Raw genomic sequence first — 15,736 nt, 5'->3', positions numbered from 1 at the left:
TGAGTAATGTGAAAGTACGAAGAGCGTTCGGATCCCGAAGGGAGAGGGGTCGATTGAGGCCTGATCACGCTCGGATGAGCGATCATCGATACATTTGCGTTCAAGAGTTGAACGCACAAAGGGTGGCACCCAGTGCCACCCTTTGAAAGTCTTATCCGTGACTTCTGTGCTCATCTGAGCGAAACCTGTCCCATGCGTGGCGTATATCACGCGGCACGGAGGGCGATTTGTCAGCCTCCTGAGGTGTCCAGCTCGGCTTCCTCGCCGACGCCGGCGCAGTCGTAAGGATCGTTCAACCAGCCCTCGGGCAGGACAACCCGGTTGTTTCCGGACGTCCGGCCGCGCGGACCGTCGGCGCTCTCGGGCCAGCCTTGATCCAGATCGAGCTCGCTCAGATGAGCGTCCAACTCGGCCAGGGAGGACGCGACCGCGAGCTTGCCCCGCATCTCGGAGCCCACGGCGAAGCCCTTGAGGTACCAGGCCACGTGCTTACGGAAGTCGATCACCCCGCGCGCCTCGTCGCCGATCCACTCCCCCAGCAGCCGGGCATGCCGGTGCATCGTCGCCGCGACCTCGCGCAGCGTCGGCTTGTGGAAGTCCTCGGGGCGCCCCTCGAAGGCCGCCACCAGGTCGTTGAACAGCCACGGCCGCCCCAGGCAGCCGCGTCCGACGACCACCCCGTCGCAGCCGGTCTCGCGCACCATGCGCAGCGCGTCCTCGGCGCACCAGATGTCCCCGTTGCCTAGGACCGGGATCTCCGGCACGTGCTCCTTGAGCCGCGCGATGGCGTCCCAGTCGGCGGTGCCGCCGTAGTGCTGGGCGGTGGTGCGCCCGTGCAGGGCGATGGCGGTCACGCCCTCCTCGACGGCGATCCGACCGGCGTCGAGGTAGGTGAGGTGGTCGTCGTTGATGCCCTTGCGCATCTTCATGGTGACGGGCAGGTCCCCGGCGCCCGCGACGGCCTCGCGCAGGATCGCGCGCAGCAGGTTGCGCTTGTACGGGAGGGCGGAGCCGCCACCCTTGCGGGTGACCTTGGGGACGGGACAGCCGAAGTTGAGGTCGATGTGGTCGGCCCGGTCCTCTTCGACGATCATCCGGACGGCCTTGCCGACCGTGACGGGGTCCACCCCGTACAGCTGAATCGAGCGAGGTTTCTCGGTCTCGTCGAAGTGGATCAGTTGCATGGTCTTGTCGTTGCGCTCGACCAGGGCGCGGGTCGTGATCATCTCGCTCACGAACAGCCCCTTGCCGCCCGAGAACTCGCGGCAGAGGGTACGGAACGGGGCATTGGTGATGCCGGCCATCGGCGCGAGCACCACCGGGGGCTGCACGGTGTGCGGGCCGATCGCGAGAGGCGGAGGAAGCGTGGTCATCCGCCCATTGTCGCATCACGCATGTCGTTAGTTAGTCGTACTATCGGCAACATGCGTGACTTGAGCCCCGGGCGGCGCACTCTCGTCCTGGCGATCTGCTGCATGAGCCTGCTCATCGTCAGTCTCGACACCACCGTCCTCAACGTCGCCCTGCCCTCCATCCGGCACGATCTGGACGCCTCGGTGGCCGGGATGCAGTGGACGATCGACGCGTACACCCTCGTGCTGGCCTCGCTGCTGATGCTGGCGGGATCCACCGGCGACCGGCTCGGGCGCCGCAGGATCTTCGCCCTGGGGCTGGTGCTGTTCACCGCCGGTTCCCTGCTGTGCTCGCTCGCACCGAGCCTGGAATGGCTCGTCGTCTTCCGCATGCTCCAGGCCGTGGGCGGCTCGATGCTCAACCCCGTCGCCATGTCGATCATCACCAACACCTTCACCGACCCGAAGGAACGCGCCCGCGCCATCGGCGTCTGGGGGGCCGTCGTCGGCATCTCGATGGCCGCCGGCCCGCTGATCGGCGGGCTGCTCGTCGACTCGGTCGGCTGGCGCTCCATCTTCTGGATCAACCTGCCGATCGGGCTGCTCGCCCTCGTCCTGACCCTGCGCTACGTCCCCGAGTCCCGGGCCGCACACGCGCGCCGCCCGGACCCGGTGGGCCAGCTGCTCGTCATGGCGCTGCTGGGCTCGGTGACGTACGGGATCATCGAGGCCCCGTCCGCCGGCTTGACCTCGCCGCTGGTCATCGGATGCGCGCTGACCGCCGTCGTCACCCTGGTGTGGCTGCTGTTGCACGAGAGCCGTCGGGACGAACCGCTGATCGACCCGCGGTTCTTCCGCAGCGCCCCCTTCAGCGGAGCGACGGTGATCGCGGTGAGCGCCTTCGCCGCGATGTCCGGGTTCCTCTTCCTGAACACGCTCTACCTCCAGGACGTGCGCGAGCTCGACGCCCTCGGCGCCGGGTTGTACATGCTGCCGATGGCCGCGATGGCCTTCCTCTGCGCGCCCGTGTCCGGGCGGCTCCTCGCCCGCTCCGGGCCGCGGCTGCCGCTGGTGATCGCCGGCGTGACGATGGCGGCCAGCGGGCTGCTCTTCGCGGTGTTCTCGGCCGAGACCTCGACCCCGCTGATGTTCGCCGGCTACGTGCTCTTCGGGCTCGGCTTCGGCATGGTCAACGTACCGATCACCAACACGGCCGTGTCCGGGATGCCGCGCGCCCAGGCGGGGGTGGCGGCGGCGGTGGCCTCCACCAGCCGGCAGACCGGGGCCACCCTGGGCGTCGCCGTGATCGGCGCCGTCCTCGCGGCCGGCACGTCCGGCGGCGCGGGTTTCGCGGAGGCGACCCGGCCCGCCTGGTGGATCATCACGCTCTGCGGTGTCTCGGTCCTCGCGGTCGGCCTGCTGACCACCGGCGCCTGGGCCCGCGCGACGGCCCTGCGCACGGCGAGCGCCCTGGAGGCCCCCAACCGCGACGTCGACTCGCGGGTCTCGTAGGCGGTCCCGCCGGACCGTGCCGGTGCGGCCCGCGCATCCGGTGCGGCCCCGGGTACGCGTGCGGCCCGCGGTTCCGGGGCGGTCTCAGGTACGCGTGAGGCCCGCCGTTGCGGTCACCGCCGGCCCGGTACGTCACCGCGGTGGCCGGTCACCGCCGGCCCGGCACGATCCGAGAGGGGCTGCCCCGGTCGGCCTACTCCCCGCACTCGAAGTCGTCGGCGTGGGAGTCGATCCGGGCCAGGAGTGCGCGCAGGGCGTCTTGGTCGGCCTCGGAGAGGCCGGAGAACAGTCCCAGCTCGACGGCGTCGAGGGCCGCGTTCGTCTCGCCGAGGGCGACCGAGCCGGCGGCCGTGATGGCCACGTTGTGGCGGCGGCGGTCGGCCGGGTCGCGGCGGCGTTCGACCAGGCCGTCGCCCTCCAGGTCGTTGAGGATCCCCACGAGCACGCTCGGATCCACCTCCAGCCGGGCCGCCAACGCCCGTTGGCCGATGGGGCCGGTCTCCAGGTGCATCAGCGTCATGGCGTGCCGGGGGGTGAGCCCGGCCGCGCTGAGCGCCTTCCTCATGCGGGTCTGGGTGACCGATCCGTGCCAGGCGAGGAGCAGGCCCAGCCGCTGTGGCGGGTTCGGGGCGTCCTGTGCTGCCGTCATGCCCATATCGTAGCGCTTTCAAAATGATTGCGATCATCAGATCATTGATGCTATTCAATGGTTCTACCCAATCGACCGTTGGAGCGCATCATGTTCACTGCCTACGTCGCCGTCGCCGGCCTGCTCGCCCTCGTCCTCGCCGCGTCGGCCACCCTCACCCACCTGCGCAACGAGACGATCCTCGCGAACATGCGGAAGGTGGCCGTACCGGATTCCCTGCTGCCGGTCCTGGCCGCGCTGAAGGCCGCCGGCGCGGTGGGCCTGGTCGCGGGCATCTGGGTGGCGCCGCTCGGCGTGGCCGCGGCCATCGGCGTGACCCTGTACTTCATGGGCGCGGTCGTGAGCCACCTGCGCGTCAAGGACTTCGATTTCGCCCCGGCCGCCGTGCTCACCCTGCTCTCGGCAGCGGCACTGGCATTGCGCCTGGCCTCCTGACCATCCGCCCCCGCCCGGGGCGGGATCCGACATCGATCAGGTCGATCAGGCATCCCTTCACGCTGACGAGTGACAGATATTGAAATCTGTCACTCGTCATGCCATTCTTTTTCCATGACCACTCACCAGAACGCTCCCTACACACCTCGCACCCCCCGGCGCCTCGGCACCACCGGTCCCTCCGTCTTCCCGCTGGGGCTGGGCTGCATGGGCATGTCCGCCCTGTACGGCGAGGCCGACCGGAGCGAGTCGATCGCCACCATCCACGCCGCCCTGGACGCGGGCGTCACCCTGCTCGACACCGGTGACTTCTACGGCATGGGCCACAACGAACTGCTGATCAACGAAGCCCTGCGCACCGCACCCGCGGCAGCCCGCGAGCAGGCGCTGACGAGCGTGAAGTTCGGCGCCCTGCGGACGGTCGAGGGCGGCTTCTCCGGGTATGACGGCCGGCCCGACGCCGTCCGGAATTTCCTGGCCTACTCCCTCCAGCGGCTCGGCCGGGACCACATCGACGTCTACCGGATCGCCCGGGTGGACCCGGACGTCCCGATCGAGGAGACGGTCGGCGCCATCGCCGAGGCCGTCCAGGCCGGGCACGTCCGGCACATCGGGCTTTCGGAGGTCGGCGCGGAGACCCTGCGCCGGGCCGCCGCCGTGGCGCCGATCTCCGACCTCCAGATCGAGTACTCGCTGATCTCGCGCGGCATCGAGGAGGAGATCCTGCCGACCGCCCGCGAGCTGGGCATCGGCGTCACCGCGTACGGGGTGCTCTCCCGGGGCCTGATCAGCGGCCACTTCGGCCGCGACCGGGCGCTCGCCCCCGGCGACTTCCGCGGGATGAGCCCCCGCTTCCAGGGCGACAACCTCGATCGGAACCTCGACCTGGTGGACGCCCTGCGCAAGGTCGCCGACGGCAAGGGCGTGAGTGTCGCCCAGATCGCCATCGCCTGGGTGCTCGCCCGCGGGGAGGACATCGTCCCGCTGGTCGGCGCCCGCCGTCGGGACCGCCTCGACGAGGCACTGGGCGCCCTCGACGTGAGGCTGACCGCGCAGGACCTGACCGCCATCGAGGAGGCGGTCCCGGCCGGGGCGGCGGCCGGCGATCGATACCCGCAGGCCCAGATGGCCCACCTCGACAGTGAACACTGAGCCGGCTGTACGGTCGTACTCATGCCCCCCGCTGCTGCCGAACCCCTGACTCCCGAGCGCATTCTCGAAACCACCGAGGACGTGTTGCGGCGCTTCGGCCCCACGAAGGCGACCGTGGTGGACGTGGCGCGCGCCCTGGGCGTCAGCCACGGCAGCGTGTACCGCCACTTCCCGTCGAAGGCGGCGCTGCGCGAGGCCGTCACGGACCGCTGGCTCGCCAAGAGCGTGGTGATGCTGGAGGAGATCGCCTCGGCCCCCGCCGAGACGGCCCCGTCCAGGCTGGAGGCATGGCTGGAGGCCCTCTTCGAGGCCAAGCGCAAGAAGGCGGGCGCCGACCCGGAGCTGTTCGCGACGTACACCGTGCTGCTCGCCGAGAACAGCGGCGTGGTGGACCGGCATCTGAGCGAGCTGATCGACCAGTTGGTCCGGATCATCGCCGACGGGGTCGAGGCCGGGACACTGGCCGCGCCCGACGTACCGGCCGCGGCGCGGGCCGTCTTCGACGCCACGGGCCGGTTCCACGACCCGCAGTACGCCGCCGACTGGCTCTCGCCGACCATCCTCCCGGAGTTCGAGGCGGTCACCTCGCTCGTCATCCGAGGCCTGCGCGCCTGACCCCTCCAAGGCCGACACGCCTGCCCGGCATCCGGGGCGGGCGCGCCTGCCCGGCATCCGGGGCCGGCGCGCCTGACCCGATCCCCGCCCGACCCGACGCCCCGCCCCCGTCCCCCCGCCCCCGTTCCCCCCGGGCCGGGTCCCCGCCCCGGATCCCCGCGCCCTGGATCTCCGGGCCGCTCCCGATGCGGCCGGCGACGATTCGGAGCAGGCGGCTCCGTTCGACTTGGTGATCATTTGGGCCGGAGAACCCTGTCACCGACCGCGGACCTGCCCTACGTTCCCCCGAGACACCCGTCAGGCACTTCTCAGGGGGAAGCATGTCCGCTCCGGAACCTCAGGGCACCCGTCCCGCGCCACCCGCGCGGTCGGGCGGCGCCGCGGCGCTCGGCTGGATTCTGACCATCGGGCTCAACGTGGTCGCGCCGATCATCACCTACAACCAGTTGCACGAGCACGGCTGGAGGGAGTTCGACGCGCTGCTGATCAGCAGCGCGTGGCCCGTCCTCGACAGCGCCATCCACCTGGCCTGGCGTCGCAAGGTCGACGAGTTCGCGATCGTCACCCTGGTCTTCCTGGTGATCACGGCGGTCGTCTCGCTGATCGGCGCGCACTCGGCCCGGGCCCTGTTGATCAAGGACTCGGGGGTGACCGGACTGTTCGGGATGCTCTGCCTCGTCACCCTGCTCGCACCGAGGCCGTTGATGTTCTACTTCGGCCGCAAGTTCGCCACGGACGGCACTCCCGAGAGCACGGCGTGGTGGAACGGCCTGTGGCAGTACGAGGGTTTCCGCCGAACCATGATCGTGATGACCACGGTGTGGGGCGTGGCCTACCTGATCGAGGCCGGGGTCCGCATCGCCCTGACCTACGCGCTGGACACCGACACGATGGTGGTCCTCAGCCCGGTCATGATCTACACGGTGCTCGGCCTGCTGGGTGTCTGGACCGCCCTTTACGGCAAGCGTTCGCAGGCGGAGGGCGAACGACGTGCCGCCGAGGCGGCCGCCGCCGAGCGGCACGCCGGGGCCGCGCAGGCCTGAGGGCCGCCCCGGGGGACGGAGAACGCCGGTGGCCCGGTGCGCGACGCGCACCGGGCCACCGGCGTTTCGGGCAAAGCCATGACACCGGGCCATGACGGCGAAGCCGCCGACCGGAAGCCGGCCGACCGGAAGCCGGCCGACTGGCAGCCCCCGGCCGGCGGCCCCGACTAGCAGCCGAGCAGACGGCTGCCGAGGTAGCTCTGGATCTGGTCCAGGGAAACGCGCTCCTGCTTCATGGTGTCGCGCTCGCGCACGGTCACCGCGTTGTCGTCCAGGGTGTCGAAGTCGACGGTGACGCAGAACGGCGTGCCGATCTCGTCCTGGCGACGGTAGCGGCGGCCGATGGCGCCCGCATCGTCGAACTCGATGTTCCAGTTCTTGCGCAGGTCGGCGGCGAGGCCCTTGGCCTTCGGCGACAGCTGCGGGTTGCGGGACAGCGGCAGGACGGCGACCTTGATCGGGGCCAGGCGCGGGTCGAAGCGCATCACGGTGCGCTTCTCCATGACGCCCTTGGCGTTCGGGGCCTCGTCCTCGTTGAACGCGTCCAGCATGAAGGCGAGCATGGCGCGGTTGACACCGGCCGCCGGCTCGATGACGTACGGGGTGTAGCGCTCGCCGGCTTCCTGGTCGAAGTACGTCAGGTCCTGACCGGAGGCGGCGGAGTGGGCCTTGAGGTCGAAGTCGGTGCGGTTGGCCACGCCTTCGAGCTCGGAGAACTCATTGCCACCGAAGTTGAAGCGGTACTCGATGTCGGCGGTGCGCTTCGAGTAGTGGGACAGCTTCTCCTTCGGGTGGTCGTACCAGCGGATGTTCTCCTCGCGGATGCCGAGGTCGCGGTACCAGTTCCACCGCTCCTGCATCCAGTACTCCTGCCACTGCTCGTCCTCGCCCGGCTTGACGAAGAACTCCATCTCCATCTGCTCGAACTCGCGCGTGCGGAAGATGAAGTTGCCGGGCGTGATCTCGTTGCGGAAGGACTTGCCCATCTGCGCGATGCCGAAGGGAGGCTTCTTGCGCGAAGTCGTCTGCACCTGGGCGAAGTTGGTGAAGATGCCCTGGGCGGTCTCCGGGCGCAGGTACGCCTTGGAGCCGGTGTCCTGGGTCGGGCCCAGGTGGGTCTCCAGCATGCCCGAGAACTGCTTGGGCTCGGTGAACTGGCCCTTCACGCCGCAGTTGGGGCAGTTGATGTCGGCAAGACCGTTGGCGGGCACGCGGCCGTGCTTGGCCTCGTACGCCTCCTCCAGGTGGTCCGCGCGGTGACGCTTGTGACAGGAGGTGCACTCGGTCAGCGGGTCCGAGAAGGTGGCGACGTGGCCGGAGGCCACCCACACCTCGGGGGCCAGAATCACGGAGGAGTCGATACCGACGATGTCCTCACGCCCGGTGACCATGGCCTTCCACCACTGGCGCTTGATGTTCTCCTTCAGCTCGACACCGAGCGGGCCGTAGTCCCAGGCGGCCTTGGAGCCGCCGTAGATCTCACTGCACGGGAAAACGAAGCCACGGCGCTTGCTCAGGCTGACGATGGTTTCGATCTTGTCGGCGGCCACGGTGCTCTCTTCATTACGAGGACGAACGGCGAAGCCTTTAGGTTACCGGCGCCCGCACCCCCCCTTTCAAATCGGGATGCCCTTCCACGGGCCGCCGGTGACCCTCCCGGGCTCCCCCCACCAGGGTTTTTGACAATCGTTTCCATCTTTGATGAAAATGGATGTCATGAACGTACGACGCCTCATACCCGCCGCAGCCCTCGCCGGCGCCGTCGCCCTCGGCGCGACGGCCCTCACCGCCTGCTCCGGAGCCAGTGCCGCCGGAGGAAACACGGACGGCAAGCTCGCCGTGACGGCGTCGTTCTACCCCCTGCAGTTCCTCGCCGAGCGGATCGGCAAGGACAACGTGGCGGTCACCACCCTGACCAAGCCGGGTGTCGAACCCCACGATCTGGAGATCACGCCCAAGCAGACCGGCCGGCTCGGCGAATCCGACGTGATCCTCTACCTGAAGACGCTGCAACCCGCCGTGGACAAGGCCGTCGCCCAGTCCGGCGTGAAGAACGTCGTCGACGCCGGCACCCTCACCAGGCTGGAGGCCCACGCCGCCTCCGGGCACGACGACCACGACCACGCGACCGAGGGCGAGGGCGGGGAGCACGACCACGACCACGGTGGGGCCGGCGAGGACCCGCACGTCTGGCTCGACCCCACCAAGTACGCGGAGATCGCCAAGGGCGTCGGCGCGGCCCTGGAGAAGGCCGACCCCGAGCACGCCGCGGACTACGAGAAGAACACCGCCGCCCTGGTCACCGAACTGGGCTCACTGGACACCGAGTTCAAGGACGGCCTGAAGACCACGGCCTCCAGGACCTTCATCACCACCCACGCGGCCTTCGGCTACCTCGCCGAGCGGTACGGGCTCGACCAGGAGGGCATCTCCGGCATCGACCCCGAGTCCGAGCCCAGCCCGGCCCGCATGAAGGACCTCCAGGGCGTCGCGGCCAAGGACAAGGTGACCACCGTGTTCTTCGAGACGCCGGCGGGCGACAAGACCGCCAAGGCCCTCGCGAAGGACACCGGCCTCAAGACCGACGTCCTCGACCCGCTCGAGGGAATCACCGACAAGTCCCAGGGCGCTGACTACTTCGAGGTCATGCGGTCGAACCTGAAGAACCTCCAGAAGGCCCTCGGAGCCAAGTGATGACAGCAGCAGCAACGGAGGCGCGCGCCATGCAGTCCACCTCGGGTCAGACAGCGGACCAGCCCGTCATATCCCTGCGCGGGGCCACGGCCTCGCTCGGCTCGCGCCCCGTGCTGCGCGGGATCGACCTCACCGTGCGACGCGGTGAGGTCGTCGCCCTGCTCGGCGCCAACGGCTCCGGGAAATCCACGGCCGTCCGGGCCGTGGTCGGTCAGGTCCCGCTGAGCGACGGCGAGCTGTCCCTCTTCGGGACCGCGTTCAAGCGCTTCCGCCAGTGGTCCCGCATCGGCTACGTCCCGCAGCGCACCACGGCCGCCGCCGGCGTTCCGGCCACCGTCCGGGAGATCGTCTCCGCCGGCCGCCTCGCCCGCTCCCGCTTCGGGGTGCTGCGCAAGGCCGACCGGGCCGCCGTCGAGCGGGCGCTGGCCCTGGTCGACATGGACGCGTACGCCGACGCCTCGATCAACGCCCTCTCCGGCGGCCAGCACCAGCGCGTGCTCATAGCCCGGGCACTCGCCGTGGAACCCGAACTGCTGATCATGGACGAGCCGATGGCCGGCGTGGACCTGGCCAACCAGGAGGTCCTCGCGAACGCCCTGCGGCACCAGGTCGCGGCCGGGACGACCATCCTGCTCGTCCTGCACGAGCTGGGCCCGCTGGAACCGCTGATCGACCGGGCCGTGGTCCTGCGCGACGGCTGCGTCATGCACGACGGCCCGCCCCCGGAGGCCGTCGGCCAGCACGCCCTCCCCGGCCACGACCACGTACACCCCCACGCGGCGCACGACGCCGAGCCCCTGCGGACGGGACTGCTGAGCTGATGGACCTCCTGACCTACCCCTTCATGGTGCGGGCGCTGATCGCGGCCGGCCTGGTCGGCCTGACCGCCCCCGCCATCGGCACCTACCTCGTCCAGCGCCGCCAGGCCGTCATGGGCGACGGCCTCGGCCACGTCGCGATGACCGGCGTCGCGCTGGGCTTCGTGCTCCACACCAGCCCCGTCTGGATGGCCACCCTGGTCGCGGTCGTCGGCGCCATCGGCATGGAGCTGATCCGCTCCCGCGGCCGGACCAGCGGCGACGTCGCGCTCGCGATGCTCTTCTACGGCGGCCTGGCCGGCGGGGTCATGATCATCAACTTGGGCGGCGGGTCCACGACCATGCTGCTCGGGTCGATGTTCGGCTCGATCACCACGGTCGCGTCCGAGGACGTCATCGCCATGGTGATCCTGGCCGCCTTCGTCCTCGCCGTCACGATCGGCCTGCGCCGGCAACTGTTCGCCGTCTGTCAGGACGAGGAGTTCGCCCGGGTCACCGGACTGCCGGTGCGCGCGCTGAACCTGCTGATCGCGATCACGGCCGCCGTCACCGTCACCGTCGCGATGCGCATCGTCGGCCTGCTCCTGGTCAGCGCCATGATGGTGATCCCGGTCGCGGCCGCGCAGCGCGTGACCCGCGGTTTCGCCACGACGCTGGGCCTGGCCATCGCGATCAGTGTCACCGTCGCCCTGACCGGCACGGCCGCCACGTACTACGTCGAGGCACCCTCCGGCGCGATGATCGTGCTGCTCGCCATCGCCGTCTTCATGGTGATGACGGCCCTGTCCACGCCCCTGGCCCGGCGCCGGGCCAGGGCCTCCCGGAGCGCCGAGGAGGTGTGTACGCGCGACGATGTGAAGGTCTAGGAGTCTCGGCCGCCTGGCACAATGGGCCGAGGCCGATACGAGGAGGAACCGGTGGCGACTGCGCCTGGCGAGATGAACACCGCGCCGGTACGAGGACGATCCACCCGGCAGCGGGCCGCCGTGGCGTCGGCGCTGGACGAGGTGGACGAGTTCCGCAGCGCCCAGGAACTCCACGACATGCTCAAGCACCGCGGCGACTCCGTGGGCCTGACCACCGTGTACCGCACCCTCCAGTCGCTCGCGGACGCCGGCGAGGTGGACGTGCTGCGCACCAGCGACGGCGAGTCCGTCTACCGGCGCTGCTCCACCGGCGATCACCACCACCACCTGGTCTGCCGCAAGTGCGGCAAGGCGGTCGAGGTGGAGGGCCCGGCCGTGGAGAAGTGGGCGGAGTCCATCGCGGCCGAGCACGGCTACGTGAACGTCGCCCACACCGTGGAGATCTTCGGCACCTGCGCCGACTGCGCGGCCGCGGCCGGTTAGCCGCCGCGGCCGAGACGCCACAGCCGCCGCACCCTGCGCCCGATGAGGTCCCGCGCGCGGTCCAGGTCGGCCGTCGGTGCGCCTCTTTCGGGGAGCCACCCCAGCTCACCGGTCGTGAACAGGAACAGCCCGCGGGTCTCCGTCCAGCCGACGTACTGATCTCAAGCGAGCACCGCCGAGGTCCCGTCGGGCCGGTGATTGCGCGAGCCCGACGCGTCGAGCGCGCAGCGGTACTCCGGGTGCTCCGACGCCCAGAGGTACTGGCGGCGCGCCAAACGCCACATGAAGTGCAGCCACGCGGCCGGCCCCAGGACCAGGGCTCGCCCCGAGGAGCACCGACAGGGAAGGGCCCGTACGGGGAGGAAGCCACGACGTCGCCCAGGGGACCGGGAGGCAGAACAGCACCTTCGCCCGACCCCACGGCGTCTTGCACGGCCGTACGCGCAGCGTCTCGCGCACGTCGCGGCGCGTGGCCCCGTGCCGGAACTCCACCGCCGCGCCGCCCCCCGGTAAGGCCTGGTCAGGCGGAGGCGCCCGGCTCACCCTGGTTCGGGACGGCGCCGCCGAAGCGGCGGTCGCGCTGGGCGTACTCCAGGCAGGCCGCCCACAGGTTCCGGCGGTCGAAGTCCGGCCACAGCACGTCCTGGAACACCATCTCGGCGTACGCGCTCTGCCAGAGCAGGTAGTTGGAGGTGCGCTGCTCGCCGCTCGGGCGCAGGAAGAGGTCCACGTCGGGCATGTCCGGGTAGTACATGTACTTCGCGAAGGTCTTCTCGTTGACCTTCGACGGGTCCAGCCGGCCGGCCGCGACGTCACGGGCGATGGCCTGCGCCGCGTCCGCGATCTCCGCGCGGCCGCCGTAGTTGACGCAGAAGTACAGGGTCATCGCGTCGTTGTCGACGGTCTGTTCCTGGGCGACCTGGAGTTCCTGGACGACCGACTTCCACATCTTGGGCATGCGGCCGACCCAGCGGATGCGGATGCCCAGTTCGTTCATCTCGTCGCGGCGGCGGCGGATGACGTCGCGGTTGAAGTTCATGAGGAAGCGGACCTCGTCGGGCGAGCGCTTCCAGTTCTCCGTCGAGAAGGCGTACAGGGAGAGGTTCTTGACGCCCATCTCCAGGCAGCCCTTGAGCACGTCGAGCACGACGCCCTCGCCGACCTTGTGCCCCTCGGTGCGCGGCAGTCCGCGCTCCTTGGCCCAGCGGCCGTTGCCGTCCATGACGACGGCCACGTGGTTCGGGACCAACTCGCCGGGGATCTTCGGCGGGCGCGCACCGGACGGGTGCGGCTCGGGAACCTTGTACTCCCGGCGAGAGCGTCCCAGAATCCCGCGTCGTGCCATGTGCCCAGCTCCTATTTCTCGACGTATCGCAGGGAGCGTAGCCCGCGTTCCAGATGCCAGTGCAAATAGGCCGAGACCAGCCCGCTGCCCTCCCGCACGTGACGCGCCTCGCAGGCGTCGGCGTGGCCCCAGTCGCCCGTCAGCAGCGCGCTGAGCAGAGCGATGGCCTCAGACGAGGGTACGACGCTGCCGGGCACGCGGCAGTCTCCGCATATGACCCCGCCCGCGGCGATGGAGAAGTGCCGGTTGGGGCCGTGGATGCCGCATTTCGCGCAGTCCTCGAAGCTGGGCGCGTAGCCGTTGACGGCGAGGGAGCGCAGCAGGAAGGCGTCGAGGATGAGGTGGGGTTCGTGCTCGCCGCGCGAGAGCGTGCGCAGTCCGCCGACGAGGAGCAGGTACTGCTGTACGGCCGGTTCGCCCTCGTTCTCGGCGAAGCGTTCGGCGGTCTCCAGCATCGCGGTGCCGGCGGTGTAGCGGGCGTAGTCGGTGACGATGCCGTTGCCGTACGGGGCGATGATTTCGGTCTGGGTGCAGAGCGGCAGGCCGCGGCCGATCAGCTCGCTGCCCCGGGCGAAGAACTGCACGTCGGCGTGGGAGAAAGGTTCCAGCCCGGCGCCGAACTTCGACTTCGTCCGCCGTACGCCGCGGGCGACGGCCCGCACCCGGCCGTGGCCCCGGGTGAGGAGCGTGATGATGCGGTCCGCCTCACCCAGCTTCTGGGTGCGCAGCACGATGCCGTCGTCGCGGAACAGACTCATGGCTCCATTGTCGCCTGTACGGGGACCCTCCCGGGGACGGCCCGGCCCTCCGCCCGGACCGGGGTCCGGGCGGAGGGTCGTCGGGCTTCGGGGATCAGCCGGCGGGCGTCGCGGGGGGGATCAGCCGGCGGGCGTCGCGGCCCCGTCCGCCGTGTCGGGCGCATCCGCCGCCTTCGCCTTCCCCGTCCCGTCCGCCGCGGTCGCGGCCGCCAGGGCGACCGGCGCGTCGGCCTGGGCGGGCAGCACGATCTCCGGGGCGGCGTCGGGAGCGGTGTGCGGGGCGGCGTGCGGATCGCCCTTGCCCAGGCCGTTGAAGAGCAGGTTCATCACGATCGCGGCCGTGGCGCCGAGCGTCACACCGCTGTTGAGGAGCGAGGCGAGGTCCACGCTCATGTGCTTGTCGAAGAAGGCCGGGACGGTCGCCGGGAAGAGCGCGAAGGCGAGGGCGACGCCGACGATCAGGGCGTTCTTCTCCTCCTTGAGGTCGACCTTGCCGAGGGTCTGGATGCCGGCGAGGGCGACCATGCCGAACATCACGGTGGCGGCGCCGCCGAGGACGCCGGGCGGGATCGCGGCGACGACCGCGGCGGCCTTGGGGAGCAGACCCAGGATGATCATGATCACGCCGGCCGCGACCACCACGAACCGGCTCTTGACCTTGGTGACCCGGACCAGTCCGACGTTCTCGGCGAAGGCCACGTACGGGAAGGAGTTCAGCAGGCCGCCGATCGCGGTGGCGGCGCCGTCGGCCCGCAGCGCCCGGGCGACCGTCTCGCTGTCGATGTCCTTGCCGACGATCTCGCCGACCGCGTAGGTGTCACCGGTCGTCTCGACCATGGTGATCAGCATGACGATCAGCATGAGGAGGATCGGGAGCCACTCGAACTTCGGGGCGCCGAAGTGGAAGGGCGTGGTGACGCCGATCCAGTCGGATTGGCCGACGGCCGCGAACTTGGCGTCACCGAGGGCGAAGGCGACGAGCGTGCCGCCGACCAGGCCGAGCAGGACCGCGATGCTGGAGACGAAGGGGCGGCCGAGGCGCATCATCACGAGGACGAAGAGCATGGTGCCGGCCGCGTAGGCCAGTTGCTTCGGGTCCCCGCCGTCGCCGACCAGCGGGGCGCCGCCGACCACGTCCTTGAGCGCCACCGGGAGCAGGACGATGCCGAGGATGGTGATCACCGTGCCGGTCACCACCGGCGGGAAGACCCGCATCACGACGCGGAAGACGCGTGCGGGCATCCACGCGAAGGCGAAGGTGGCGACGCCGGCCGTGATGACGGCTCCGTAGATCACCAGCAGGGCGGCCGTGCCGCCGCCGGCGCCCAGTCCGATGGCGATCATCGGGGAGACGGCGGTGAAGGTGACGCCTTGGACGATCGGCAGTCGGGCACCGATCCGTCCTATGCCCCAGGCCTGGATGATCGAGGCGATGCCGCATGTGAAGAGGTCCGCGTTGATCAGGTAGACCAGTTGCTCGGGACTCAGCCCGAGCGCGCTGCCGACGAGGATCGGAACGATCACCGCACCGGCGTAGAAGGCGAGTACGTGCTGGAAGCCGTACAGCGCCAGCTTGGGGAGGGGGAGCACCTCGTCGACCGGGTGCGAGCTCTGCTCTCCGTTGGCGGAAAGCCGGGCGGCGACACGTGCCATCTCTGCCTTGCCCTTCGATAGGTAGGTAACGAGAGGAGATCTGGTCATCCCTGGCCGGAGTGGGTCGCGAACCCGTTGGTCCGCCGGGATGTCAGTGAATTCACGTGCATCGAAGCCCCGCTGTGTTACCGGCGGCGTCTCGTCGTGTGACCGGAATTGAACGCCTGTGGGGGCGCTCACAGATATCGTCGACTTCTACAAAGTGTTGATGTTCAGGGATCGCCGATCTGGAGGTTCCGTCACTGGCGGGAACCCCGGGGGAACGCGTATGTACGGCGGGCCGCCCGGGTCGCCGCCCGTACCGCACCCGTACTGCGCTCGCGGTGCGGACGCGGCGGTGACCTGCGCGGATCCTCTTTCG

Annotated in this window: 15 protein-coding genes; 9 read left to right on the top strand and 6 right to left on the bottom strand. The window is 70.1% G+C overall.

Features of this window, described 5'->3' with window-relative positions; genetic code table 11:
• Positions 1-230: 230 nt before the first annotated feature.
• On the bottom strand, positions 231-1,373 hold the full coding sequence (gene dusB, locus ACIRO3_RS10820; RefSeq protein WP_361780299.1) for a tRNA dihydrouridine synthase DusB: 1,143 nt from the start codon (positions 1,371-1,373) through the stop codon (positions 231-233).
• Between the two features lie 51 nt (positions 1,374-1,424).
• Here dusB and ACIRO3_RS10815 point away from each other — a divergent pair, with 51 nt between their 5' ends.
• Positions 1,425-2,864 carry an MFS transporter gene (locus tag ACIRO3_RS10815; RefSeq protein ID WP_404134788.1) on the top strand — a complete coding sequence of 480 codons (1,440 nt, stop codon included), beginning with the start codon at positions 1,425-1,427 and terminating at the stop codon, positions 2,862-2,864.
• Between the two features lie 193 nt (positions 2,865-3,057).
• Here ACIRO3_RS10815 and ACIRO3_RS10810 read toward each other — a convergent pair whose 3' ends face one another.
• Positions 3,058-3,513: a MarR family winged helix-turn-helix transcriptional regulator gene (locus ACIRO3_RS10810; RefSeq protein ID WP_404134785.1), complete on the bottom strand. Its 456-nt coding sequence runs from the start codon at positions 3,511-3,513 to the stop codon at positions 3,058-3,060.
• A 90-nt stretch (positions 3,514-3,603) separates the two neighbouring features.
• Between ACIRO3_RS10810 and ACIRO3_RS10805 the strand changes: the two genes are divergently transcribed.
• The 4 genes from ACIRO3_RS10805 to ACIRO3_RS10790 all read left to right on the top strand — a co-directional run bounded on the left by ACIRO3_RS10805 (position 3,604) and on the right by ACIRO3_RS10790 (position 6,758).
• A complete protein-coding gene (locus ACIRO3_RS10805) occupies positions 3,604-3,948 on the top strand; it encodes a DoxX family protein (protein WP_404134782.1) in 345 nt (114 codons plus the stop codon).
• 114 nt (positions 3,949-4,062) lie between these two features.
• A complete protein-coding gene (locus ACIRO3_RS10800; protein ID WP_404134779.1) occupies positions 4,063-5,100 on the top strand; it encodes an aldo/keto reductase in 1,038 nt (345 codons plus the stop codon).
• Positions 5,101-5,121: 21 nt separating this feature from the next.
• The gene (locus ACIRO3_RS10795; protein ID WP_361780314.1) at positions 5,122-5,715 is read left to right on the top strand and encodes a TetR family transcriptional regulator; all 594 of its coding nucleotides are present in this window, start codon (positions 5,122-5,124) and stop codon (positions 5,713-5,715) included.
• 320 nt (positions 5,716-6,035) lie between these two features.
• Positions 6,036-6,758 (top strand): VC0807 family protein, encoded by a 723-nt coding sequence (locus ACIRO3_RS10790; RefSeq protein WP_404134776.1) that lies wholly within the window; start codon positions 6,036-6,038, stop codon positions 6,756-6,758.
• 167 nt (positions 6,759-6,925) lie between these two features.
• Here the strand turns inward: ACIRO3_RS10790 and ACIRO3_RS10785 are convergent, their stop codons facing one another.
• Positions 6,926-8,308: a glycine--tRNA ligase gene (locus ACIRO3_RS10785; protein ID WP_361784228.1), complete on the bottom strand. Its 1,383-nt coding sequence runs from the start codon at positions 8,306-8,308 to the stop codon at positions 6,926-6,928.
• Between the two features lie 166 nt (positions 8,309-8,474).
• On the opposite strand from ACIRO3_RS10785, the gene ACIRO3_RS10780 reads away from it, so the two are divergent.
• Genes ACIRO3_RS10780 through ACIRO3_RS10765 form a run of 4 tightly spaced genes read left to right on the top strand, consistent with a single transcriptional unit; the run spans position 8,475 to position 11,619 of the window.
• Complete coding sequence (locus ACIRO3_RS10780; RefSeq protein ID WP_404134773.1) at positions 8,475-9,452, top strand: metal ABC transporter substrate-binding protein; 978 nt, start codon at positions 8,475-8,477, stop codon at positions 9,450-9,452.
• 29 nt (positions 9,453-9,481) lie between these two features.
• A complete protein-coding gene (locus ACIRO3_RS10775; RefSeq protein ID WP_361784237.1) occupies positions 9,482-10,273 on the top strand; it encodes a metal ABC transporter ATP-binding protein in 792 nt (263 codons plus the stop codon).
• Positions 10,273-11,136 (top strand): metal ABC transporter permease, encoded by an 864-nt coding sequence (locus ACIRO3_RS10770; RefSeq protein ID WP_361784222.1) that lies wholly within the window; start codon positions 10,273-10,275, stop codon positions 11,134-11,136. The genes ACIRO3_RS10775 and ACIRO3_RS10770 overlap by 1 nt, the downstream gene beginning before the upstream one ends.
• A gap of 51 nt (positions 11,137-11,187) precedes the next feature.
• Positions 11,188-11,619, top strand: coding sequence for a transcriptional repressor (locus ACIRO3_RS10765; RefSeq protein WP_361784219.1), 432 nt, complete (start codon positions 11,188-11,190; stop codon positions 11,617-11,619).
• Positions 11,620-12,139: 520 nt separating this feature from the next.
• On the opposite strand, the gene ACIRO3_RS10760 is transcribed toward ACIRO3_RS10765, so the two are convergent.
• The 3 genes from ACIRO3_RS10760 to ACIRO3_RS10750 form a co-directional block, all read right to left on the bottom strand.
• Positions 12,140-12,964 (bottom strand): isoprenyl transferase, encoded by an 825-nt coding sequence (locus ACIRO3_RS10760; protein ID WP_053681972.1) that lies wholly within the window; start codon positions 12,962-12,964, stop codon positions 12,140-12,142.
• 11 nt (positions 12,965-12,975) lie between these two features.
• A complete protein-coding gene (gene recO, locus ACIRO3_RS10755; RefSeq protein ID WP_361784210.1) occupies positions 12,976-13,722 on the bottom strand; it encodes a DNA repair protein RecO in 747 nt (248 codons plus the stop codon).
• 120 nt (positions 13,723-13,842) lie between these two features.
• Complete coding sequence (locus ACIRO3_RS10750) at positions 13,843-15,375, bottom strand: nucleobase:cation symporter-2 family protein (RefSeq protein WP_404134768.1); 1,533 nt, start codon at positions 15,373-15,375, stop codon at positions 13,843-13,845.
• Between the last annotated feature and the right edge of the window lie 361 nt (positions 15,376-15,736).

The organism is Streptomyces sp. NPDC102278 (genome assembly GCF_044766345.1).
In the GTDB taxonomy this organism is placed as follows: domain Bacteria; phylum Actinomycetota; class Actinomycetes; order Streptomycetales; family Streptomycetaceae; genus Streptomyces.
This window is presented reverse-complemented; position numbering and strand designations above follow the sequence as displayed.

Excerpts from the sequence above, each read along its gene's own strand:
- ACIRO3_RS10775 (WP_361784237.1), top strand. The coding sequence starts at position 9,482 with ATGCAGTCCACCTCGGGTCAGACAGCGGACCAGCCCGTCATATCCCTG.
- recO (WP_361784210.1), bottom strand. The coding sequence starts at position 13,722 with ATGAGTCTGTTCCGCGACGACGGCATCGTGCTGCGCACCCAGAAGCTG.
- ACIRO3_RS10810 (WP_404134785.1), bottom strand. The coding sequence starts at position 3,513 with ATGACGGCAGCACAGGACGCCCCGAACCCGCCACAGCGGCTGGGCCTG.
- ACIRO3_RS10770 (WP_361784222.1), top strand. The coding sequence starts at position 10,273 with ATGGACCTCCTGACCTACCCCTTCATGGTGCGGGCGCTGATCGCGGCC.
- ACIRO3_RS10800 (WP_404134779.1), top strand. The coding sequence starts at position 4,063 with ATGACCACTCACCAGAACGCTCCCTACACACCTCGCACCCCCCGGCGC.
- ACIRO3_RS10790 (WP_404134776.1), top strand. The coding sequence starts at position 6,036 with ATGTCCGCTCCGGAACCTCAGGGCACCCGTCCCGCGCCACCCGCGCGG.
- ACIRO3_RS10815 (WP_404134788.1), top strand. The coding sequence starts at position 1,425 with ATGCGTGACTTGAGCCCCGGGCGGCGCACTCTCGTCCTGGCGATCTGC.
- ACIRO3_RS10750 (WP_404134768.1), bottom strand. The coding sequence starts at position 15,375 with ATGGCACGTGTCGCCGCCCGGCTTTCCGCCAACGGAGAGCAGAGCTCG.
- dusB (WP_361780299.1), bottom strand. The coding sequence starts at position 1,373 with ATGACCACGCTTCCTCCGCCTCTCGCGATCGGCCCGCACACCGTGCAG.
- ACIRO3_RS10805 (WP_404134782.1), top strand. The coding sequence starts at position 3,604 with ATGTTCACTGCCTACGTCGCCGTCGCCGGCCTGCTCGCCCTCGTCCTC.
- ACIRO3_RS10760 (WP_053681972.1), bottom strand. The coding sequence starts at position 12,964 with ATGGCACGACGCGGGATTCTGGGACGCTCTCGCCGGGAGTACAAGGTT.
- ACIRO3_RS10780 (WP_404134773.1), top strand. The coding sequence starts at position 8,475 with ATGAACGTACGACGCCTCATACCCGCCGCAGCCCTCGCCGGCGCCGTC.
- ACIRO3_RS10795 (WP_361780314.1), top strand. The coding sequence starts at position 5,122 with ATGCCCCCCGCTGCTGCCGAACCCCTGACTCCCGAGCGCATTCTCGAA.